This is a genomic window from Nonomuraea sp. CX421, from assembly GCF_059358955.1.
Genome location: NZ_JCADBK010000026.1, coordinates 70071 through 90002, shown reverse-complemented (window position 1 = coordinate 90002; position 19932 = coordinate 70071). Strand labels below are relative to the sequence as shown.

At 69.9% G+C, this 19932-nt stretch carries 22 protein-coding genes and 1 pseudogene; 12 read left to right on the top strand and 11 right to left on the bottom strand.

The genetic code is table 11. The annotated features are described in order from the left end of the window. Positions 1–191: 191 nt before the first annotated feature. Complete coding sequence (locus AC5L3X_RS32870; RefSeq protein ID WP_494862206.1) at positions 192–932, bottom strand: polysaccharide deacetylase family protein; 741 nt, start codon at positions 930–932, stop codon at positions 192–194. Positions 933–955: 23 nt separating this feature from the next. On the opposite strand from AC5L3X_RS32870, the gene AC5L3X_RS32865 reads away from it, so the two are divergent. Continuing rightward, positions 956–2092, top strand: a complete 1137-nt coding sequence (locus AC5L3X_RS32865) for an MGDG synthase family glycosyltransferase (protein WP_494862204.1) — start codon at positions 956–958, stop codon at positions 2090–2092. Here AC5L3X_RS32865 and AC5L3X_RS32860 read toward each other — a convergent pair. Together AC5L3X_RS32860 and AC5L3X_RS32855 are read right to left on the bottom strand one after the other, a co-directional pair. Further along, positions 2060–2938 (bottom strand): DMT family transporter, encoded by an 879-nt coding sequence (locus tag AC5L3X_RS32860; protein WP_494862202.1) that lies wholly within the window; start codon positions 2936–2938, stop codon positions 2060–2062. The genes AC5L3X_RS32865 and AC5L3X_RS32860 overlap by 33 nt on opposite strands. Next, entirely contained in the window at positions 2935–3813 is an 879-nt protein-coding gene (locus AC5L3X_RS32855; protein ID WP_494862201.1) for a DMT family transporter, read from the bottom strand. The genes AC5L3X_RS32860 and AC5L3X_RS32855 overlap by 4 nt, the downstream gene beginning before the upstream one ends. Positions 3814–3967: 154 nt before the next feature. Here AC5L3X_RS32855 and AC5L3X_RS32850 point away from each other — a divergent pair, with 154 nt between their 5' ends. The 3 genes and pseudogenes from AC5L3X_RS32850 (at position 3968) to AC5L3X_RS32840 (ending at position 5958) form a co-directional block, all read left to right on the top strand. Further along, on the top strand, positions 3968–4906 hold the full coding sequence (locus AC5L3X_RS32850) for a ribose-phosphate diphosphokinase (protein ID WP_494862199.1): 939 nt from the start codon (positions 3968–3970) through the stop codon (positions 4904–4906). Between the two features lie 150 nt (positions 4907–5056). Then, positions 5057–5143 (top strand): annotated as a pseudogene (locus tag AC5L3X_RS32845) (SDR family NAD(P)-dependent oxidoreductase); the annotation flags it as partial. Between the two features lie 53 nt (positions 5144–5196). Continuing rightward, positions 5197–5958 (top strand): nucleotidyltransferase domain-containing protein, encoded by a 762-nt coding sequence (locus AC5L3X_RS32840; protein ID WP_494862197.1) that lies wholly within the window; start codon positions 5197–5199, stop codon positions 5956–5958. Positions 5959–6021: 63 nt separating this feature from the next. Here AC5L3X_RS32840 and AC5L3X_RS32835 read toward each other — a convergent pair whose 3' ends face one another. Both AC5L3X_RS32835 and AC5L3X_RS32830 read right to left on the bottom strand, forming a co-directional pair. Then, entirely contained in the window at positions 6022–6459 is a 438-nt protein-coding gene (locus AC5L3X_RS32835) for a PaaI family thioesterase (RefSeq protein WP_494862195.1), read from the bottom strand. Between the two features lie 145 nt (positions 6460–6604). Beyond that, positions 6605–7159, bottom strand: coding sequence for a TetR/AcrR family transcriptional regulator (locus AC5L3X_RS32830; protein WP_494862194.1), 555 nt, complete (start codon positions 7157–7159; stop codon positions 6605–6607). A gap of 73 nt (positions 7160–7232) precedes the next feature. Here AC5L3X_RS32830 and AC5L3X_RS32825 point away from each other — a divergent pair, with 73 nt between their 5' ends. The 3 genes from AC5L3X_RS32825 to AC5L3X_RS32815 are packed head-to-tail and all read left to right on the top strand — an operon-like array spanning position 7233 to position 8818. Continuing rightward, on the top strand, positions 7233–7859 hold the full coding sequence (locus AC5L3X_RS32825; protein ID WP_494862192.1) for an FMN-dependent NADH-azoreductase: 627 nt from the start codon (positions 7233–7235) through the stop codon (positions 7857–7859). Next, positions 7856–8170, top strand: coding sequence for a DMT family transporter (locus AC5L3X_RS32820; RefSeq protein ID WP_189124474.1), 315 nt, complete (start codon positions 7856–7858; stop codon positions 8168–8170). The genes AC5L3X_RS32825 and AC5L3X_RS32820 overlap by 4 nt, the downstream gene beginning before the upstream one ends. A gap of 15 nt (positions 8171–8185) precedes the next feature. Beyond that, complete coding sequence (locus tag AC5L3X_RS32815; protein ID WP_189124475.1) at positions 8186–8818, top strand: maleylpyruvate isomerase N-terminal domain-containing protein; 633 nt, start codon at positions 8186–8188, stop codon at positions 8816–8818. A gap of 278 nt (positions 8819–9096) precedes the next feature. Here AC5L3X_RS32815 and AC5L3X_RS32810 read toward each other — a convergent pair whose 3' ends face one another. The 6 genes from AC5L3X_RS32810 to AC5L3X_RS32785 form a co-directional block, all read right to left on the bottom strand. Next, positions 9097–10140 carry an ABC transporter ATP-binding protein gene (locus AC5L3X_RS32810; protein ID WP_494862191.1) on the bottom strand — a complete coding sequence of 348 codons (1044 nt, stop codon included), beginning with the start codon at positions 10138–10140 and terminating at the stop codon, positions 9097–9099. Beyond that, positions 10137–11114 carry an ABC transporter ATP-binding protein gene (locus AC5L3X_RS32805; RefSeq protein ID WP_494862190.1) on the bottom strand — a complete coding sequence of 326 codons (978 nt, stop codon included), beginning with the start codon at positions 11112–11114 and terminating at the stop codon, positions 10137–10139. The genes AC5L3X_RS32810 and AC5L3X_RS32805 overlap by 4 nt, the downstream gene beginning before the upstream one ends. Beyond that, positions 11111–11995 (bottom strand): ABC transporter permease, encoded by an 885-nt coding sequence (locus AC5L3X_RS32800; RefSeq protein ID WP_494862188.1) that lies wholly within the window; start codon positions 11993–11995, stop codon positions 11111–11113. The genes AC5L3X_RS32805 and AC5L3X_RS32800 overlap by 4 nt, the downstream gene beginning before the upstream one ends. Further along, positions 11992–13044, bottom strand: coding sequence for an ABC transporter permease (locus tag AC5L3X_RS32795; RefSeq protein WP_494862187.1), 1053 nt, complete (start codon positions 13042–13044; stop codon positions 11992–11994). The genes AC5L3X_RS32800 and AC5L3X_RS32795 overlap by 4 nt, the downstream gene beginning before the upstream one ends. Then, entirely contained in the window at positions 13041–14849 is a 1809-nt protein-coding gene (locus AC5L3X_RS32790) for an ABC transporter substrate-binding protein (protein WP_494862185.1), read from the bottom strand. The genes AC5L3X_RS32795 and AC5L3X_RS32790 overlap by 4 nt, the downstream gene beginning before the upstream one ends. 118 nt (positions 14850–14967) lie before the next feature. After that, positions 14968–16596, bottom strand: a complete 1629-nt coding sequence (locus AC5L3X_RS32785) for an ABC-F family ATP-binding cassette domain-containing protein (protein ID WP_494862184.1) — start codon at positions 16594–16596, stop codon at positions 14968–14970. Positions 16597–16636: 40 nt separating this feature from the next. Here AC5L3X_RS32785 and AC5L3X_RS32780 point away from each other — a divergent pair, with 40 nt between their 5' ends. The 5 genes from AC5L3X_RS32780 (at position 16637) to AC5L3X_RS32760 (ending at position 19932) form a co-directional block, all read left to right on the top strand. Beyond that, entirely contained in the window at positions 16637–17065 is a 429-nt protein-coding gene (locus AC5L3X_RS32780) for a ribosomal maturation YjgA family protein (RefSeq protein WP_494862183.1), read from the top strand. Further along, on the top strand, positions 17025–17570 hold the full coding sequence (locus tag AC5L3X_RS32775; protein WP_494862182.1) for a type 1 glutamine amidotransferase domain-containing protein: 546 nt from the start codon (positions 17025–17027) through the stop codon (positions 17568–17570). The genes AC5L3X_RS32780 and AC5L3X_RS32775 overlap by 41 nt, the downstream gene beginning before the upstream one ends. A gap of 154 nt (positions 17571–17724) precedes the next feature. Continuing rightward, positions 17725–19254, top strand: a complete 1530-nt coding sequence (locus AC5L3X_RS32770) for an amino acid permease (RefSeq protein WP_189124482.1) — start codon at positions 17725–17727, stop codon at positions 19252–19254. 64 nt (positions 19255–19318) lie between these two features. Next, entirely contained in the window at positions 19319–19546 is a 228-nt protein-coding gene (locus AC5L3X_RS32765) for a FitA-like ribbon-helix-helix domain-containing protein (protein ID WP_189124483.1), read from the top strand. After that, positions 19543–19932 (top strand): type II toxin-antitoxin system VapC family toxin, encoded by a 390-nt coding sequence (locus tag AC5L3X_RS32760; RefSeq protein ID WP_189124484.1) that lies wholly within the window; start codon positions 19543–19545, stop codon positions 19930–19932. Before AC5L3X_RS32765 ends, AC5L3X_RS32760 begins: the two co-directional genes overlap by 4 nt.

Sequence of the window (19932 nt, the reverse complement as noted above, 5' to 3'; positions counted from 1 at the left end):
GCCTCGGTGTCGAATTTACGCATTCATGCGACTTCTCTTCGCACCATCCATCCGGAATCGCCCATAAGCCAAATATTTCCGAAATCACTGTTTTATCGGTACGGGTCCGCGGACACGTGATCTTCGCCCAGCACGGAGGAGGACCGCATGCCCAGCCCACCACAGCACCGCCGCACCGGGGGGACGCGGTGCTAGGCGGCGCCGGACACCGCGCCCGCCCCGGCGACCCCGTGCTCGCGCAGCGCCCCCACCCGCAGCCCCATCCGACGGCACCGGTCCACCACCTCGGGCAGCGCGCCGAGCGCCGACCGCCAGCACTCCGACGCGGCCGTGTGGTCGGAGTCGTGCAGCAGGACGGTCGCACCACCCCGCAGACCGGGCAGCAGCGTCGCCAGGACCGACGCCGGGCTCGCCTCGGCAGTCCAGTCCCTGCCCCACACGGTCCACAGCACCGGCCGCAACGCGCACAGCCGGGCCGCGACCAGCGCCTCGGCGCTCAGCACACCGTACGGCGGGCGATACCAGACAGGGCGGAATCCAGTGACCTCCTGCACCAGGTCCACCGCCCGGCCCATCTCCGCGGCGACCTCTCCGGGCCGGGCGAGAAGGGTGTTGACGTGCCGCCAGCCGTGCAGACCCAGCTCGTGGCCCTCGGCGACGATGCGGCGGGCCACCTCGGGATGGCGCTCCAGCATCTCACCGAGGACGAAGAACGTCGCCCGGCAACCGAGCCGCCCGAGCTCCTCCAGGAAACGCGGCGTGGACCGCGGATCGGGGCCGTCGTCGAAGGTCAGCGCCACGTGCCCGGCGCTGCCCACTCCGGCCAGGCCCGGCAGCGCCCGCCGCACCGCGGGCAGCCAGGTGACGGCCGGGCCGGCGTGGACCAGCGCCAGACCCGCCAGCGCCACCGGGAGGGCCGCCCACCGCGCCACCTCACGCCCCCGTGGAGCGGAGCGTGAAGGCGGCCGGCCGGCGCCTCCTGATCATCAGCGCCGCCATGGGCACCGGCCACGACCAGGTGGCCGCGGAACTCGCCCGGCGGCTCGCCGCGCAGGGCGCCGAGGTGGAGATCATCGATGTCCTCCGGTTGCTTCCCATGGGGCTGGGCCCGCTGCTGCGCCACTGGTACCACTGGATGATCACGCGCGCGCCATGGCTGTACGAAGTCATCTACCGGGTCTTCTTCGTCGGCAAACGCGCCCCGTCGACCTCGCCGCTGACCGTCCTGGCCGGGGCCCGTCTGCGCCGCCTGATCTCCCACCGGCCGCCGGACGAGGTGATCTCCGCCTTCCACCTGGCCGCCCAGGTGACCGGGAGACTGCGAGGGCGGGGCGAGCTGCCGGCGCCCAGCACCGTCCTGGTGACCGACTTCGCCGTGCACCGGCTCTGGCTGCATCCGGGCAACGACCGGTACCTGTGCCCGAACCCCGCCGTGATCCCGCGTCTCGCCGCCGCGACCGGGCGACCCTCGTTCCACCATGCCCCCGTCGTACGCCCCGGCTTCCTCCGCCTCTCCTCCGGAGCGCCGACGTCCACTGCCGATCGGGACAGGAGCCGGGCCCGGGTCGGCGACCGGATCGGCGCGGCTCCCGGCGACCGGCTGGTGCTGGTCTCGGCCGGATCCTGGGGGGTGGGCGAGGTGGCGCGGACCGCCCGCATCCTCGCGCGTTCCGGCAGGTACACGCCGGTCATCCTGTGCGGGCACAACAACGGGCTGCGCCGCCGGCTGACCTCCGCCCGGACCGGGCCGGTCCTCGGCTGGCGGGAGGACATGCCGGAGCTCATGTCGGCGGCCTACGCGCTGGTGGACAACGCCGCCGGGCTCACCTGCGAGGAGGCGTTCGCGGCGGGCCTGCCCGTCGTCTCCTACCGCCCCATACCGGGCCACGGTCGCGACGGCGCGCTGGCCATGGCACGGGCGGGCGTGAGCGCGCACGCGCGGACCGGCGCGGAGCTCCTCGACGCGCTCGACCGGCTGACGGACCCGGGCCGGCGCCACGACCAGGTCGCCCGGGCGTCGGCTCTCTTCCTGTCGCCGCCCGCCGAGGCGCGTCTCATCTCAGCTCCGCTGCTTGGGCTTCGTCTGGGCTAGCAACTGAGCCCTGACCTGCGGAGACTTGGCGAGCAGGAAGCTGCCGAAGAAGATCGAACCGATGCCGATCGCCTCCAGGATGATCCAGGGGCCCGTCCGGACGCTCTCGCCGAACATCATGGTGCCGTAGAGGATGCTCGCGACCGGATCACTGATCGTCAACGCCGGCTGCGCGGCCACCAGCGTCCCGCTCTGCAACGTGTTCTGCAACAGGAACAGGCTGCACAGTCCCGCCGCCACCATCGCGTACGGCTGCCAGGAGGTCGCCAGAGTGGCCAAGCCCTCCCCAAGGATGGAGGTGCTCTGCTTCATGAACGCGGCGGTGAAGGCGAACCCGATGCCCGTCGCCACCCCCAGCAGAGCGGCTCGGCCGTCACCCTCGATCAGTCGCGCCAGCAGGCAGAGCCCGATCACCACCGCGACCGTCACGATCGCCGCCAGGATCCACACCTTCGTGCTGGGCGGCTCAAGTCCTGTGCTGGGCGAGGCGCTGAACAGGAAGAGCGCCAGTCCCACGCTCATCATCGCCACAGCCAGCCAGATGCGCCCCTCCAGCCTCATCTTGAACATCAGCGAGAGGAGCACCATCGTGAACGGCAGCTCCGTGGCGAGCACCGGCTGCACCAGGGCCAGCGGCCCCGTCGACAGCGCCGCCGCCTGAAAGGCGAACCCCGCGATGAGGGCGACGATCCCGCCCAGCCAGACCGGACGCCGGATCAGATCCAGAATGAGAGCCAGCCGGAACGCCTTGCTCTCGGGCACCGTTCGCGCCGCGATCCGCTGAAGGTTCGAGGCCACCGCGTTGGAGACGGCGGCGCACAACGCCAGCACAATCGAGATCATCATTCCGGCTCCTCCGGCCGCTGGGCGGCCTCCTGTTCCGATTTGGCAAGAAACGGGGACCGCCCGAGGATGATGATCCCCGTCACCATCGCGATCAGGCCGATCACTTCCGCCGCGAGCGCCGCCGGCGTGACCTGCAACTTCTCGGCGAAGATCGCGACGCCCAGCACGATGGCGACGATCGGTTCGGCGGCGGTGGTGGCCGGCAACGAGATCCGCAGCGGCGCGGCGTCGAACGCGCTCTGGTTGAGCAGCAGCCCGACCACGGCGACGCAGGGCAACAGATACGGCTGCCAGGTCATGAGGGCGGCGCCCGGCCCGTTGCCGAGCGAGATCACCGTGCTGCGCGTCAGCACGTCCTGGAGTCCGTACAACACTCCGGCCGCGGCCGCCAGCAACATGGCCTTGGTCGCCAGAGCGCAGCGTCGCCCGGCGAAGACGAGCACGGCCGCGACGACGAGCACGAGCAGCACCACGAGCCACCGCAGGGAGTTGTGCGGGGGCGGATGACCCCCGTGTGGTTCCCCGAAGAACAGGAACAGCGTCACGCCGCCGCTCACCAGCACGGCCCCCAGCCACTCCATGAGAGCGAAGTGCTCCTTGTAGACGACGTGGGCGGCGGTCAGCGCGAACAGCAGGCTCGTCGCGAGAATCGGCTGGACCTTCGCCACGCTGGCCTGCCAGAGCGCGAACGCGCCGAGAAGCTGCCCGCAGACCATCAGGCCGATCCCCATGAGCCACAGCGGTGCGCGCGCGAGATCCAGCAGCAGGCGCGGATGCAACATCTCGCCCAGAGGCAGGTTGTAGGCGGCATGCTGCTGGGCCACGTAGCCCAGGCCCAGGAGGCACGCCGCCCCCAGGCAAACAGCGATCACCACGAGCGACGCCTCCCCCCCACGGCACCCTTTCCCGCTGACCGCGAACCCCATACCTGCCCGCACGTCGACGTATTGGCAGGTCAGACCCGTTCCGGGGCGCCGCGAACCCGCCGGAGGAGATCTCGCGGGCCGGTACGGATATCCTCTGTGAATCGTGCGAGACATCACGGTTTTCAGCGGTTCCGCCCACCCGGAGCTCGCCGAGGAGATCTGCGCCCACCTCGGCACGCCGCTCCATCCCGTCAAGATCAACCGGTTCGCCAACGACGTCCTTCAGGTCCAGTTGCAGGCCAACTGCCGAGAACGCGACGTCTTCCTGATCCAGCCACTGGTCCCGCCCACGCAGGAACACCTGGTCGAGCTCCTGCTCATGCTCGACGCCGCGCGGGGCGCGTCGGCCGCCCGGACGACCGTGGTGCTGCCGCACTACGCCTACGCGCGCTCCGACAAGAAGGACGCGCCGCGCATCTCGATCGGCGCGCGACTGATCGCCGACCTGATGGTGGCCGCGGGAGCCAGCCGGGTGCTCGCGATGACGCTGCACTCACCCCAGGTCCACGGCTTCTTCAGCGTGCCCGTCGACCACCTGCACGCGCTGCGCGAGCTGGCCGCCCACTTCAGGCGGTATGACCTGTCCAACACGGTCGTCGTCTCGCCCGACCTGGGCAACGCCAAGGAGGCCGCGGCCTTCGCCCGGCTGCTCGGCACCGAGGTGGCGATGGGCGCCAAACAGCGCTTCGCCGACGACCGGGTGGTGATCAGCTCGGTGATCGGAGAGGTCGCCGGCAAGGACGTGATCATCCTGGACGACGAGATCGCCAAGGGCAGCACGGTCATCGAGCTGCTCGACCGGCTGCGCGAGCGCGGCGTCGAGTCGGTGCGGATCGCCTGCACCCACGGTCTCTTCGCGGCCGACGCGATCGACCGGCTCAGCGCGCTGCCCGAGGTCGCCGAGATCGTCTGCACCAACACGGTGCCGCCGCCCAAGCCGAGCGACAAGCTGACCGTCCTGTCCATCGCCCCCGCGCTGGCCGAGGCCATGCGACGGATCCACGACGGCGAGTCCGTCAGCGCCCTGTTCGACACCCCCTGACCCGGTTGAGCATCCGTCCGGTGACTTGCCAAGCTCGGGTCATGGTCGACACGAAGCCGGCGGGCCGCACCGTACTCGCGACCGGTGCGGGCGGAGGGATCGGCGCGCGCCGCGCACTGTGAGTCACCGGACACCTTCGACGGGCTCACCGCCGACGCCGTCGTGTTCCTGGCCTCACACCAGGCCCGCTGGATCACCGGCCAGGTGCTCCAGGTGGCCGGCGGTCACGCGCTCTGATGCCGCCGCCGACGTACCTTTCGTCCCGGCGCCGAATCAGCCAAGGTGGCATCATGAGCGCTCCTACCGATCTTCTGCTGACCCGATTTCTGGAGGACCTGCGGCCCGTGGTCCCTCTCGTGGCGCTCTGGGCGCACGGCTCGCTGGCCAGAGGCGACTACCAGCCGGGGCGCAGTGACCTGGACCTGATAGCGGTCGTCGAGACACCCCTCACGGACGAGCAGCGCGCCCGCCTGGAGCGGCTGCACCAAGCCCTGGACCTGCCGCTCGCCGAGCACCTGCACTGCTCCTACCTGCCCCGGGACGAGCTCGCCGACCACGCGACCGAGCACGTGACGTGGGCGATGGGGGAGCTCTTCGAACGCCCGGTCACCGCCGTCACCCGCCGCGAGCTGCACGAAGGAGCCCTGGAACTGTACGGCCCGCCGCCCGCCGACCTGCTCCCGCCGGTCTCCGACCAGGAGCTGGCCGACTTCGTCCGGGCTGACCTGCGAGGATTCTGGCTGGTCAAGACGCGTGGCCGGCGGCGCTGGCTGCAGGACGTCTGGGTCGATCTGGGCCTGGTGACCGTGGCCCGGGCGACGGTCACGCTGCGAGACGGCCGGTTGATCAGCAAGCGGGAGGCGCTCGGTGTCCTGCTCGATCTGGGCGCCCCCGCCAAGGTGGTGGCCGACATCCGGGCCCGCCGGTATGGTCTGCCGCGTCCCCGGCTGAGCCGCTTCCGCCGGGCCAGGCTGGCCCGCGCCTTCCTCAGAACGACGATCGGACAGACCCTGCGCACCCATGGAGACGCGCCCCCGGCAAGGCTCGGATGAGGAGCCTGCCGACGGAGCAGACCGGTGTCGCGACGGGTCGATGACCGGCGGTGTGTCGCGCCTCTATCGAACGGTCTGGATGCGTGCGGTCGCGGTGGCCACGGCCACGGGGCGGCCGTCGGGGCCGATCAGCTCACCGGCGAGAAAGCACACCTCCTTGCCGCGCTGCACGATCCGCCCCCGGCCCAGCAGCCGCCCGGGCCGAGCGGGGCGGAGAAACTGGACGTGCAGATCGAGAGTCGGCGCGAACTGGTTCTCCGGCAACGTCGCGACCAGGGCGGGGCCCAAGGTGTCGTCGAGCATCGCGGCCAGAAACCCCCCTTGGATCACCCCCACCGGGTTGGTGAACTGCTCGCTCGCCTTGAACGCCACCTCGATGGTGCCGAGCTCGGGATCCACCTCGACCAGCTCCCACCCGAGAAGCACCGCGGCAGGCGGCGGTGGAACCCGCCCCGCCCGCACCTCCCAGAACACCCCACGCCGTCCCGCGTCCACATCCATGAGCGCCATTGGACAGCATGCCACCGACACTTTCGGCTTCTCGACGGCCTCACACCGGGCCCGCTGGATCAGCGGTCAGGATCTCCGGGTGGCCGGCGGCCAGGCATCAGACGAACCTCGCCGACGTACGGACGCTTCAAGGGTCTCAGCTCGCTCGCAGGATGCCGGCGAGGGTGGTCAGCGCTTCGGCGATCTGCGCCGGGGTGAGGCCGAGGCCGGAGCGCTGGTAGGCGTACACCTCGGGAGCGAGGGGTGCGAGCAGCACGTCCACCAGGGCGTCAGGCGCGGGGACACGGGCGGCGGCGAGCAGCGAGCGAACGTGCGCGCGCCAGAAGCCGTACGCGCCGGTCTCGAAGCGTGAGCGGCCCACTTCGCTGCCGAGCACCAGGTGGACGTGATCCTCGAGCAGACCCACCATGGCCGCGTAGAAGGCGGCCAGCCGCTCCGCAGGAGGCGCGCCGGGGCCGAGCGGCGGGTCACCGCGCAGGAGTTGCTCCTGCAGGGCCCGCTCGTGTTCGTCGAGCAGGGCCACGGCGATCGCGGCCCGGTCGGGATAGCGGCGGTAGAGAGTGCCACGCCCCACACCGGCCGCCTTGGCGATGTCGTCCATGGTCACGTCCTGCGGAGATCTCTGCGCGAACAGCCGGGCGGCGGCGGCGAGAATCCTCGCGCGGTTGCGGGCGGCGTCGGCTCTCTCCATGTGTTCCACCCTATCTGGACATGCTGTCCGGTTATGGTTAACTGGACACCATGTCCGCTTAGGAGGAGAAACCATGCTGCTGCACCTGGACGCCAGCGCGCGCCGCGCCTCGTACTCGCGGAGGCTTTCCGGCATGTACGCCGAAAAGTGGCGCACCGCCCACCCCGGCGACGGGTACGTTCATCGCGACCTGGCCGCCGACCCCGTACCGCACATCGGCGAAGCCTGGACCGAACTCTGCGACTACGTCCTAGAACACGAAATATCGGAAATCTCCCGCTACAAGGAGGCCGTCCGCACCCCCGCCCAGCAGGACGCCTGGGCCATCGTCGAGCCACTCCTCGACGAGGTGGTGGCGGCGGACGTGGTGCTGATCGGCACCCCGATGTACAACTATTCGATCCCGTCGTCCCTGAAGGCCTGGCTCGATCAGATCACCTTCCCGAGGATGTCGCTGCGCGGGCGATCCTTCGTCGTGACGAGTGCCAGGGGCGGCGCCTACGGCCCGGGCACCCCGCGCGAGCCGCTCGACCACCAGGAGCGCTACCTGCGCGACTTCTTCCGTGGCCATTTCGGGATCGAGGACGTGACGTTCGTGCACGCCGAGCTGGTCAACGCGCTCCTGGACCCGGCTCTCAGGCACCGCCGAGTCGAGCACGACAGATCGCTGGCGGCGGCGATCGAGGCGGTGACCGGATGAACTGGGCCGTCCTGCTGCTGGCCGGGCTGGTCGAGGTGGCCTGGTCGCAGAGCATCAAACCGACGCAGAACTTCACCAAGCCGATCCCCACGCTGATCTGCCTCGTGCTGATGGCCGCCGCCGTCTGGCTGCTGTCCCAGGCGATGAACACGTTGCCGGTCGGCACGGCCTACGCGGTGTTCACGGGCATCGGCGCGGTGGGGGCGATCACACTGGGCGTCGTGCTCAACGACGACCCTCTGTCGGCGGGCAGAATGGCGGCGCTCGCTCTGATCGTCGGAGGGATAGTGTTGGCCCGAGTCACCACATAAGGGGAAAGGTCCGCCATGAGGGAGTCCTATCTGGTCGCAGCGCGGTCGGCGGTGGACCTGCTCGGAGATCCCGCCGTGGCCGCGGCGTGGGACAAGCCGAGCGCGCTCACCGAGTTCAGCGTCGCCGGCCTTGCCGGGCACCTGGCCCACCAGCTCGTCCGGGTTGAGTCCGTGCTCGGCCGGCGGCCCGAGGAGGCGCAGGAACCGGTCTCCCTGCTGGAGCACTACTCCATGTCGCCGTGGGTGCAGGCGGGCCTCGACCACGAGAGCAACATCGGCATCAGGCGGGGCGGCGAGGCCGCCGCCGCCGAAGGGCCCGTCGCGCTCGCCGCCAGGACGGGCGAGCTGCTGGAGCGCCTGCGGGCCGCGCTGCCCACCGAGCCGGCCGACAGCGTGGTGTCCCTGCCCTGGGCGGGCTGGTCGCTGCTGCTGGACGACTTCCTGCTGACCCGGCTGATCGAGCTGGTGGTGCACTCCGACGACCTGGCCGCCAGCGTCGGCGTGGAGACGCCGGAGCTGCCGTCCGAGGTAGTCGCCCCGGTCGTCGACCTGCTGGCGCGGCTGGCCGTGCACCGCCACGGGGCGACGGCGGTCATCCGCACGCTGAGCAGGGCCGAACGCGCGCCGGCCACGATCAGCGCCTTCTAGAAGACGAGCGACTCCTGAGGGTCACCGTGCCGGGCTTCGACGCCCCCTCGCCGCAGAGCACCGCGGCGTCCGCGCGGACTCTCGTGAAGTGCGGTGGGTGACCACGGCCGAAATATTACTTTCGGCGATTGCTTCGCCACTCGCAGTTTGGCGTTGAGTGCGCCGACCGGCCTGCCGGGATCCGTCTCACCGACGAGGCGAATCCCGGCGCGGGTCCGAGCACCGCTCCAAGCACGGGTCCGGGCTTTAAGCGGGGGTACGGGTCCCGAGCGGGACCGTCAGCTCGTGACCTCCGCGTAGTGGCACGCCACCTGGGCGCCGGAGACGGCCGGCAGCACGGCGAGCGGCTCCGACCGGCACCTGCCGTCGACCCCCGCCTCGGCCGCCCGCCCGGAGGCCAGCACCTGGCAGCGGGCGTGGAAGCGGCAGCCGCCCGGGATCCGCGTCGGGTCCGGCGGCTCGCCGGTCAGCACCACCCGCTCGGGCGACTCCGGCAGCACCGAGAGCAGCGCCTGCGTGTAGGGGTGCCGGGGAGCGGTCAGCACCTGCTCCACCGGGCCCGACTCGACGATCCGGCCGAGGTACATGACCGCGACCCGGTCGGCGATGTTCCAGGCCAGTCCGAGGTCGTGCGTGACGACCAGCGCCGACAGCCCGAGGTCATCGCGGAGCCCGAGCATCAGCGCGAGGATCTCGCCCCGGACGGAGGCGTCGAGCGAGGCCACCGGCTCGTCGGCGACCAGCACCTTCGGGTTGAGCGCCAGCGCTCCGGCGATCACCACCCGTTGCCGCTGCCCGCCGGACAGCTCGTGCGGGTAGCGCAGGAAGAACCGCTCCGGCGGTCGCAGCCCGGCCTTCGCCAGCGCGGTGGCCACGACCTCCTGCTCGTCGGGCAGGCCGTGGATGCGCGGCCCCTCGGCCACCGCCTCGTAGACGGTGTGCCTCGGGTTGAGCGAGCCCGTCGGGTCCTGCAGGACGAGTTGTACCTCCCTCCGGTGCGCCTTGAGCGACCTGGAGCCGTAGTCGAGCGGGGCTCCGCCGTACACGACCGAGCCGGAGGTGGGGCGTTCGAGGCCGAGCAGCGTGCGTGCGAGCGTCGTCTTGCCGCAGCCGGACTCGCCGACCAGCGCCACGATCTCGCCCTCGGCGACCGCGAGGTTGACCCCGTCGACCGCGCGGGCGCGGCGTCCCCGCGAGGGGAACTCCACGTGCACGTCACGTGCCTCCAGCAGGGTGCCGCGCGCGGTGGTCGCGGTCTCCGCGGTGGCAGGAGCCTCCCCGGACGCGCGGGGTTCGCCCTCCGCGGCTCGCGTCTCGGTCATGAGATCTCCTCCTTCGCCCGTACGTGCACGCACGCGGCCGAACGTGCCTCGCCGGCGGGCCAGAGCTCGACGTCGAGGGTCGAGCACTCGTCCAGCGCCACCGGGCAGCGCGGGTGGAACGAACAGCCGGTCGGGAGCCGCATGGGGTCGGGCGGGTCGCCGCCGAGACCCTTGGGCGCCAGCCGGGAGGCGGGGTCGCCGACGGTCGGGAACGCCGCCGCCAGCGCCCGGCCGTAGGGGTGTCTGGCGTCGTGGAACACCTCGCGGGACGGGCCGTTCTCGACGACGCGGCCCGCGTACATGATGGCCAGCCGGTCGCACACGTCGGCGAGCACCGAGAGGTCGTGAGAGATCATGATCAGTGAGATGCCGTGCTCGGCGATCAGCTGTTTGATCAGCGTGAGCACCTGCGCCTGGACCATCACGTCGAGGGCCGTGGTCGGCTCGTCGGCGACGATCAGCCGGGGCGAGCAGGCCAGTGCCATCGCGATCATCACGCGCTGCCGCTGCCCGCCGGACAGCTCGTGTGGGTAGCTGCCGGCTCGCCAGGTGGGCAGCCCGACCTGTTCGAGCAGCTCGGCGACGCGCTTGCGGGCGCCGTCGGGCTTGACCAGGTCGTGCACCAGCAGCGGCTCGGCGATCTGGTCGCCGATCCGCTGCACCGGGTTGAGCCCGTGCTGCGCGCCCTGGAACACGATGGACGCCTCGGCCCACCGGACGGCCCGCAGCCTGCCCCACTTCATGGTGAGCACGTCCTCGCCGTCGAGCAGGATCCGGCCGCCGACGCGGGCGTCGCGCGGCAGCAGCCGCAGCAGCGCCATGGCCAGCGTCGACTTGCCGGATCCCGACTCTCCGGCGACCCCGAGCGCCGCCCCCGAGTCGAGGCTCAGCGACACCCCGCGTACGGCGGGCACCTCGCCCGCCGCGATGCGGTAGGTCACCGAGAGATCATCCAGTTCGAGAAGGGCCGTCATACGCCCGCCTTCCGCAGTCGCGGGTTGAGCACCGACTCCAGCGCCCTGCCGCACAGGGTGAACGCCATGACGACGGCGACGATGCAGAGGCCGGGGATGAGGATGTACCACCAGGCGCCCTGGTTGACCGCGCCCCAGTCGTAGGAGGCCCGCAGCATGGTGCCCCACGAGGTCTTGTTGGCGCTGACGCCGAGGAAGGCCAGGGTCGACTCGGTGACGATCGCGCTGGCCACCTCCAGCGTGGTGCTGGCCAGCAGCAGCGGCGCCACGTTGGGCAGGACGTGCCTCGTGGTGATGTGCCAGTGACCGCCGCCGAGCGCCTTGGACCGCTCGATGTACGGCCTGGCCTCCACGGCGAGGGTCTGCGCCCTGATCAGCCGGGCGGTCGAGGGCCACGAGGTGACCCCGATCGCGATGATGATCGTGAGCGTGCTGCCGCCGAGGATGGCCGCCAGCACCAGCGCCGTCACCAGCGACGGCAGCACCAGGAACCAGTCGGTGACGCGCATCAGCACGGCGCCGATCCAGCCGCGGAAGTGACCGGCCGCGATGCCGACCACGGCGCCGATCCCGATGGTGAGCAGCGCGGCCAGGAAGCCGATGAGCAGCGAGGTGCGTGACCCCCACCAGACCATCAGCAGGATCGACCGGCCGGACTCGTCGGTGCCGAACGGGTAGTCGAGGCTGGGCGCGGCCATCCGGTCGCCGGTGCCCTTGACCACGTTGGTCACGCTCTCGTCGATGAACAGCGGAGCCGCCAGCGCGAGCACGACGGCCGCGACCAGCACCGCCAGCCCGATCACACCGGCCCGCTCGTGGCGGAAGCCGTCCCAGAAGCGGCCGAACGCCAGCCGTCTCCGGGTCCAGGCGACACTGGTCACGCCGACCTCACCCTCGGGTCGAGGACGTGGTAGACCACGTCGGCCAGTGTGTTCATGAGGATCACCGCCACGGCGATCAGCATGAACGTGCCCTGCATGAGCGTGAAGTCAGGCACTCTGATCGCCTCGTAGAAGAGCTGCCCGAGCCCGGGCCAGCTGAAGACGGCCTCGACGGTGACCGCGCCGCCGACGACGAAGCCGATGCGCATGAAGACCAGCGTCACCGTGGGCAGCAGCGCGTTGGGCACCGCGTGGCGGCGGCGTACGTCGTCGTCGCGCAGGCCCTTGGCCCGTGCGGTGGTCACGTAGTCCTGGCTCACCTCCTCGAGCAGCGACGAGCGCATGACCATCAGGTACTGGGCGTAGATCACGGCGGCCAGCGTGAGGCAGGGCAGCACCATGTGCATGCCCACGTCGAGGAGGTAGGCGAAGCCGTCGGGGGCGTCCACGCTCTCGATCCCCCGGGTGGGGAAGAGGCCCGGGATGGGGCCGATGCCGGCCGCGAAGGTCATCAGCAGCAGCAGTCCGAGCCAGAACGTCGGCACGGACCAGAGCACCAGCGAGACGCCGGTGGAGAAGCGGTCGAATCGGCTGCCGGGCCGCCAGCCGGCCCGGATGCCCTGCCAGAGGCCGAAGATCACCGCGATGGCCAGGCCCGTTCCGGCGAGCAGCAGTGTGGCGCCGATGCGATCTCCGATGAGGTCGATGACCGGCCGCTTGTACTCGTAGGAGGTGCCGAGGTCCAGGCGGAGCGTCTTGCCGACGAAGTCGAAGAACTGCTCGATCAGCGGCTTGTCCAGACCGAGCCGGTGCCGCTCCAGGTCGAGCTGTGCCGGGGTCATGTTGCGGCCCTGCGCGAGGGCGCGCACCGGGTCGCCGGGCAGCAGGCGGAACGCGAAGAACGTCCCGATGATCACCATGGCGACACTGAGCAACGCCCCGCCTGCCTTCGACAGCGCGTATCTCAGCGTGCCTCGGTAGGCGGGGCGCCCGTCACCGGAGCCCGCCGCCTGGACGGCGGGCTCCGCTGCGTCGAGCGGTGTTGTCATTCGCGCTCGTCCGCGACGCTCTTGCGCCGCCTGGTCAGGAAGAACGCCCCGAGGCCGATGACGACCACGGCGCCGACCACGCCGGCGATGAGGCCGGTGTTGGAGCCGCTCTCGGCGGATCCGGCGGCCGGGGCCGCGACGGCGTCCAGCGTGTAGAACGGCCAGAAGCCGCTGCCGCCGTAGAGGATGCCGTTGTCCTCGGGGATCGGGGTGATGCTGGTGATGCGGTCCTTGCGGTAGCCCTCGAGGTCGTTCGGGTAGTAGATGGCGATCACCGGGGCGTCGGTGTAGAGGCGCTCCTGCATCTGCTTGATGATCTCGGCGCGCTTGGGCCGGTCGAGCTCCTTGAGCTGCTCCTGGTAGAGCTTCTCGTAGGTCTCGTCGCAGTAGAACGACTCGGTGCCGCCACCCTCGCCCGAGGCGGTGGGCCTGCGGCTGCACAGGTGCGTCGCCAGGACCTCCTCGGGGTCGGGGTTGACCGACCAGCCGCTGATCGCGATGTCGAACAGCGCGGTGGTGCCGGTCTCCTCGGTGAACTTGCTGGAGTCGAGCTTCTTGGTGGTCAGCGTGACGCCGATCTCCTTGAAGAACCCGGTCAGGTATTCGGCGAGCTTGTCCTCGATCGGGGTGTCGGTGTGGATGCTGAAGCGGAACTCCAGCTTCTTGTCACCGTCGGGCATCGTGCGGACGCCGTCGGAGCCCTTCTTGTAGCCGGCGTCGTCGAGGATCTGGTTGGCCTTGGCGACGTCGTGGCTGACCTTGGTGTCGCCGCTCGCCTCCCAGAAGAAGTCGGTGTACATGGGCGGCACGATCGAGCCGTCGGCGGGCTTGGCCAGGCCGTTCTGCACCTCGTCGGCGAGCTTCTGCTTGTCGATCGCGTAGTGCAGCGCCTGGCGCACCTTCGGGTCCTTCAGCGCGGGGTGGCCGTCGCCGATGGGCTTGTCGTCGGAGGTGGTCGCGCCGTGGTTGATCTGCAGGTAGTTGGCCCGGCGGCCCTGCTGGTTCCACTGCACGATGTTCGCGTCGCCCTTGAGCGCCTCGAACTCCGGCGGGTTGAGCCGGCCGATCAGGTCGATCTCGCCCTTCTTCAGGCCGACGATCGAGGCCGCAGGGTTGTCGTAGAAGATGACCTGCAGCTCGTCGATCTTGGGCGCGCCCCGCCAGTAGTCGGGGTTGGCCTTCAGCTTGACGTACTGGTCCTTCTTGTGCTCGATCGCGATGTACGCCCCGCTGCCCACCGCCGGGTAGACCTCGGCATCGTAGTTGGCCATGTCGGTGACCTTCTCCCAGACATGCTTCGGCATGATCGGGATCGGGTTCTCCAGCATCGACGCCTGCGGGGCCTTGGTCTTGATGACCAGGTCCTGGCCGTTGGCCGTGACGCTCTCGAAGTTCTCGGCGGCCGGACCGTTGGCGGTCTTGGCCGCGTCATCGGTCATGACCTTGTTGAACGTCCAGGCGGCGTCCTCGGCCGTGATCGGCTGGCCGTCGGACCACTTGGCCTGGCGGATCTTGAACGTCCAGGTGAGCCCGTCGTCGGAGGTGGTCCACGACTCGGCCAGGTCAGGGCTCGGCTGCAGCGTCTTGGGGTCGGGGACGGTGAGGAAGCCGTACATCAAGCGGTGGATGGACGACGACACCAGCCGGACCGCGAGGAACGGGTTCATCGAGTCGACCGCCTGGGTCGCCCCGATACGGACGATCTTCTTCCCCGCGGCGGGCTCCTGGGCATGGGCGATCTGGCCCTGTCCTGCTACTAACAGCGCGACGCCCAGCACAGCCAGGCGCGCGAACAACTTCTTCATGGTGCCTCACCTTCAGGCGGGGGAATCCTGTGTAGAGAAAGGCAAACCATACGAAGAGTCCATGTCAACGAGCTACGGAAAATTGTTTCATCTTCGTTTCCTTGCCCGGTGTAAATTTTCAGGCGATCGGCACGACCTTGCCCGCATCGACGCTGAGCCGGCGATCGACGTGGACGGCGTCCAGCATCCTGCGGTCGTGCGTGACCAGCAGCAGCGTGCCCGGATAGCTCGCCAGGGCCGACTCCAGCTGCTCGATCGCCGGCAGGTCGAGATGGTTGGTCGGCTCGTCGAGCACCAGCAGATTGACCCCTCTGGCCTGCAGCAACGCCAGGGCCGCGCGGGTCCGCTCGCCGGGCGACAGGGTCGAGGCGGACCGCAGCACGTGACCGGCCTTCAGCCCGTACTTCGCCAGCAGCGTACGCACGTCGGCGGGCGCCAGCTCGGGCGTGTGCCGGGCGAACGCCTCCAGCAACGGCTCGTCGCCCTCGAACAGCCGCCTCGCCTGGTCGACCTCGCCTACCACCACGCCGGGCCCGAGCGCGGTGTGCCCCTCGTCCAGCGGGGTGCGGCCCAGGAGCGCGCCCAGCAGCGTGGTCTTGCCCGAGCCGTTGGCGCCCGTGATCGCCACCCGGTCGGCCCAGCCGATCTCCAGGTCGACCGGGCCGAGCGTGAACGTGCCACGCCTGACCACCGCGCCGCGCAACGTCGCCACGACCGCTCCCGAGCGTGGCGCGGCGGCGATCTCCATCCGCAGCTCCCACTCCTTGCGCGGCTCCTCGACGACCTCCATCCGCTCGATCAGCCGCTCGGTCTGGCGGGCCTTGGCGGCCTGCTTCTCGGTGGTCTCGACCCGCAGGTTGCGGCCGATCTTGTCGTTGTCGGTGGCCTTGCGGCGGGCGTTCTTCACGCCCTTCTCCATCCAGGCGCGCTGGGTGCGGGCGCGGGTCTCCAACTGGGCGCGGGTGCCGGCGTACTCCTCGTACTGCTCGCGGGCGTGCCTCCTGGCCACCTCCCGCTCCTCCAGGTATGCCTGGTAGCCGCCGCCGAACAGGCTGACGCGCTGCTGGGCCAGGTCGAGCTCCAGCACCTTGGTGACGGTCCTGGCCAGGAACTCGCGGTCGTGGCTGACCAGCACGGTGCCGGCCCGCAGGCCGTTGACGAAGCCCTCCAGCCGGTCGAGCCCGTCGAGGTCGAGGTCGTTGGTCGGCTCGTCGAGCAGGAAGAGGTCGTAGCGGCTGAGCAGCAACGAGGCGAGCCCGGCGCGGGCCGCCTGGCCGCCGGAGAGCGAGGTCATCGACTGGTCGAGGCCCACGGCCAGGCCGATCTCCTCCGACCGCTCCTCCAGGTCGGCGCCGCCGAGCGAGAGCCAGCGTTCGAGCGCCAGGCTGTAGGCGTCGTCGGCGCCCGGCCGCTCCTCCACCAGCGCCTCGGTCGCCTCGTCGAGGTCGCGCTGCGCCCGCGCGACGCCGGTGCGCCTGGCCAGGAACTCTCTGACGGTCTCGCCCGGCCGGCGGTCGGGCTCCTGCGGGAGGTGGCCCACCGTGGCGGTCGGCGGGCTCAGGCGTACGGTGCCGTGCTCGGGCCGGTCGAGGCCCGCCAGCAGTCGCAGCAGGGTGGACTTGCCCGCGCCGTTGGCCCCCACGAGCCCGATCACGTCGCCGGGGCTCACCACCAGATCGAGGCCGGAGAACAGGACCCGCTCACCGTGACCTGCCGAGAGATCCTTCACCACCATGGTCGCGCTCATGTTCTCCGATGCTAGGTCACCTTGCCGTTAGGGTTGGCCGATGTCCCGCCTGCCAGTCGCCGCCGCCGTCGTCCTCACGATCGTGGCCGGGCTCGGCATGCGGGCCCTGTGGGACGGGCCCGTTGTGAAGTACGCGGGCGACGCGCTCTACACATTCCTGATTTATGCCCTTATCGTGCTTGTCTGGCGACATATCCGGCCGATTGTCGCCGCGCTAGCGTCGACCGGGCTCAGCTGGGCGATCGAGTTCGCCCAGCTCGCCGAGATCCCCTCGACCCTGCGGCCGATCCTCGGCAGCACGTTCAACCCACCCGACCTGTTCTGGTACGTCGTGGGAGCCGCTGCGGCGTGGGCCGGACACACCCTGCATACAACGCGACCCCCCGGAAAGGGAGAGGAGGACATCCATCCCACAAGGGGGAATCCAGATGATGCAGGGAAAGACGATCGCGTTCCTCGTCGCCCCTGAAGGCGTCGAGCAGGTCGAGCTCACCGAGCCGTGGAAGGCGATCAAGCAGGCCGGTGGCACGCCCAAGCTGATCTCCACGAGCTCCGGACGGATCCGGGCCTTCAACCACCTCGACCGCGGCGACACCTTCGCCGTGGACGCCACGGTCGACGAGGTGGCGGTGGCCGAGTTCGACGGGCTGGTGCTGCCGGGCGGCGTCGCCAACCCCGACTTCCTGCGGACGGTGCCCGAGGCGGTGCGGTTCGTGGGCGACTTCTTCGAGGCGGGCAAGCCGGTGGCCGCGATCTGCCACGCGCCGTGGACCCTGATCGAGGCCGACGTGGTGCGCGACCGCATGGTCACCTCCTGGCCGAGCCTCCAGACCGACCTGCGCAACGCGGGCGCCAACTGGGTGGACCGGGAGATCGTCGTGTGCACGGCGGGCCTCAACGTCCTGGTCACCAGCCGCAAGCCGGACGACCTCAAGGCGTTCTGCCAGGGGGCGATCGACGCGTTCAGCCAGTGACCGCTCCGGGGCCCGCACGGGCCCCGGATATCCCCCCCTTTCCGGTGATGTATCGCAGGTCGCACGAAACCCGCTTGTAACGCCTTGCTCTTAGGATCGGAAAGGTCTAGATGTAGACCAAATAGTGAGTTCTCCACGCCCCCCAGGGAGCCTCATGACCACCGAAGAGGATTCCAGGCGACTCGCCGAGCTCGGCTACAAGCAAGAGCTGGCCCGCACCTGGAGCGGGTTCTCCAACTTCGCGATCTCCTTCTCCATCATCTCGATCCTCGCCGGATGCTTCACCACCTTCGGCCAGGCCTGGAACAACGGCGGCCCCATCGCCATCTCATGGGGCTGGCCGCTGATCTCCGCCTTCATCCTGATCATCGGTTTCTGCATGTCGGAGCTGGTCTCCGCCTACCCGACCGCCGGCGGCATCTACTGGTGGGCCGCCAAGCTGGGCAAGCCGATCCACGGCTGGTTCACCGGCTGGCTCAACCTGATCGGCCTCATCGCGGTCACCGCGTCCGTCGACTACGGCTGCGCCACGTTCCTCAACATCACGCTCTCCCGGCTGACCGGCGGCGGATGGGAGGGCACGCTGTCCCAGGCGTTCCTGCTGTTCGTGATCGTGCTGGGACTCCACGCGCTGATCAACATCTTCAGCCACCGGCTCATCTCGTTACTGCAGAACATCTCGGTCTGGTGGCACGTGGCCGGCGCCGCGGTCATCGTGGGCATCCTGATCTTCGCGCCCAGCGACCACCAGACGCTCGGGTTCGTCTTCACCGAGACGATCAACAACTCCGGTTTCGGCGACGGTGACGGCGGCCTGCCGTTCTGGCTGTACGTGCTGCCGCTCGGCTTCCTGCTGACGCAGTACACGATCACCGGCTTCGACGCGTGCGCGCACGTGTCGGAGGAGACCCAGGGAGCCGCCACCTCGGCGGCCCGCGGGCTCTGGCAGTCGATCTTCTACTCGGCCATCGGCGGCTGGATCCTGCTGCTCGCGTTCCTGTTCGCCGCGACGAACGTCGACGCGATCAACGAGCAGGGCGGCTTCGTCGGCGCCATCTTCGAGACGGCCCTCTCCTCCCCGCTGGCGACCGCGGTCTTCGCGATCTCCACGATCGGCCAGTTCTTCTGCGGCATGAGCTGCGTGACCTCGATGTCGCGGATGACGTACGCGTTCTCCCGTGACGGGGCCGTACCCGGCTGGCGGATCTGGTCGAAGATCGACCGCAACCGGACCCCGGTCAACGCCATCCTCGCGGGCTGCGCGGTGGCGGCGCTGATCACCCTGCCCGCGCTCTACGCCCCGGCTGGGACGACCACCCCGGTCGCCTTCTACGCCGTGGTGTCGATGGCGGTCATCGGCCTCTACCTGGCCTTCCTCATCCCGATCTGGCTCAGGCTGAAGATGGGCGACGACTTCGTCCCCGGCCCATGGACGCTGGGCAGGAAGTATCGAGTGCTGTGCTGGATCGCGTGCGTGGAGATCGTGATCGTCTCGGTCTACTTCGTCATGCCGTTCTCGCCCGCCGGTGTCCCCGGCAACGAGGACTTCACCTGGACCTCGGTCAACTACGCGCCGATCGCGGTGGGGGTGGTGCTGATCGGCATCGCCCTGTGGTGGGCGCTGTCGGCCCGCCACTGGTTCACCGGCCCCCGCCGCACGATCGACGACGTGCCCGTCCCCTGACGTCCGCCAAGCAGAGGGGTACGTCTCCCGCACCCCTCTGCTTGCAAACTGCTAGCGTGGGGGCATGGCAACGCTCTACATCCGCGACGTCCCCGAACCAGTAGCCGAATCACTGAAAGAGCGTGCGGCCGAAGCAGGAATGTCGCTTTCGGCCTATGTCGCGAGGGAGTTGGCGGATATCGCCGCCCGCCCCACGAATGCTGAGATCGTCAAGCGGCTGAAAGCGCGAGATCGCTCACACGGGCCCTCGACCGCCGAGATTCTCGAGGCCATCGAGGCAGGCAGGCGATGATCGTCATCGATTCGTCCGCGATGACAGAGGCGCTGGCCGGCCGCGAAGCCGACGACGAGCTCCTCGATGCGCTCCAGGCGAGCGTTCATGCCCCACATCTGCTCGACGTCGAGGTTCTCTCGACTCTGCGAGGCCTTACGCTCGGCGGGAAACTGCCTGCGCACGCAGCCGAGCAGGCGCGAGCCGACTACCTCGCACTCAAGATCGCCCGTTACGAAATCAAAGGGATCGCCGAGCGGATCTGGGAGCTGCGGCACAACTACACCGCCTACGATGCCAGCTATATCGCCCTCGCCGAAGCGCTCGAGTGTCCCCTCTACACCTGCGACGGCAAGCTGACCGGCAGCGCGCACGATGCCGAAGTGCGGGTGTTCGCGCGCGACTAG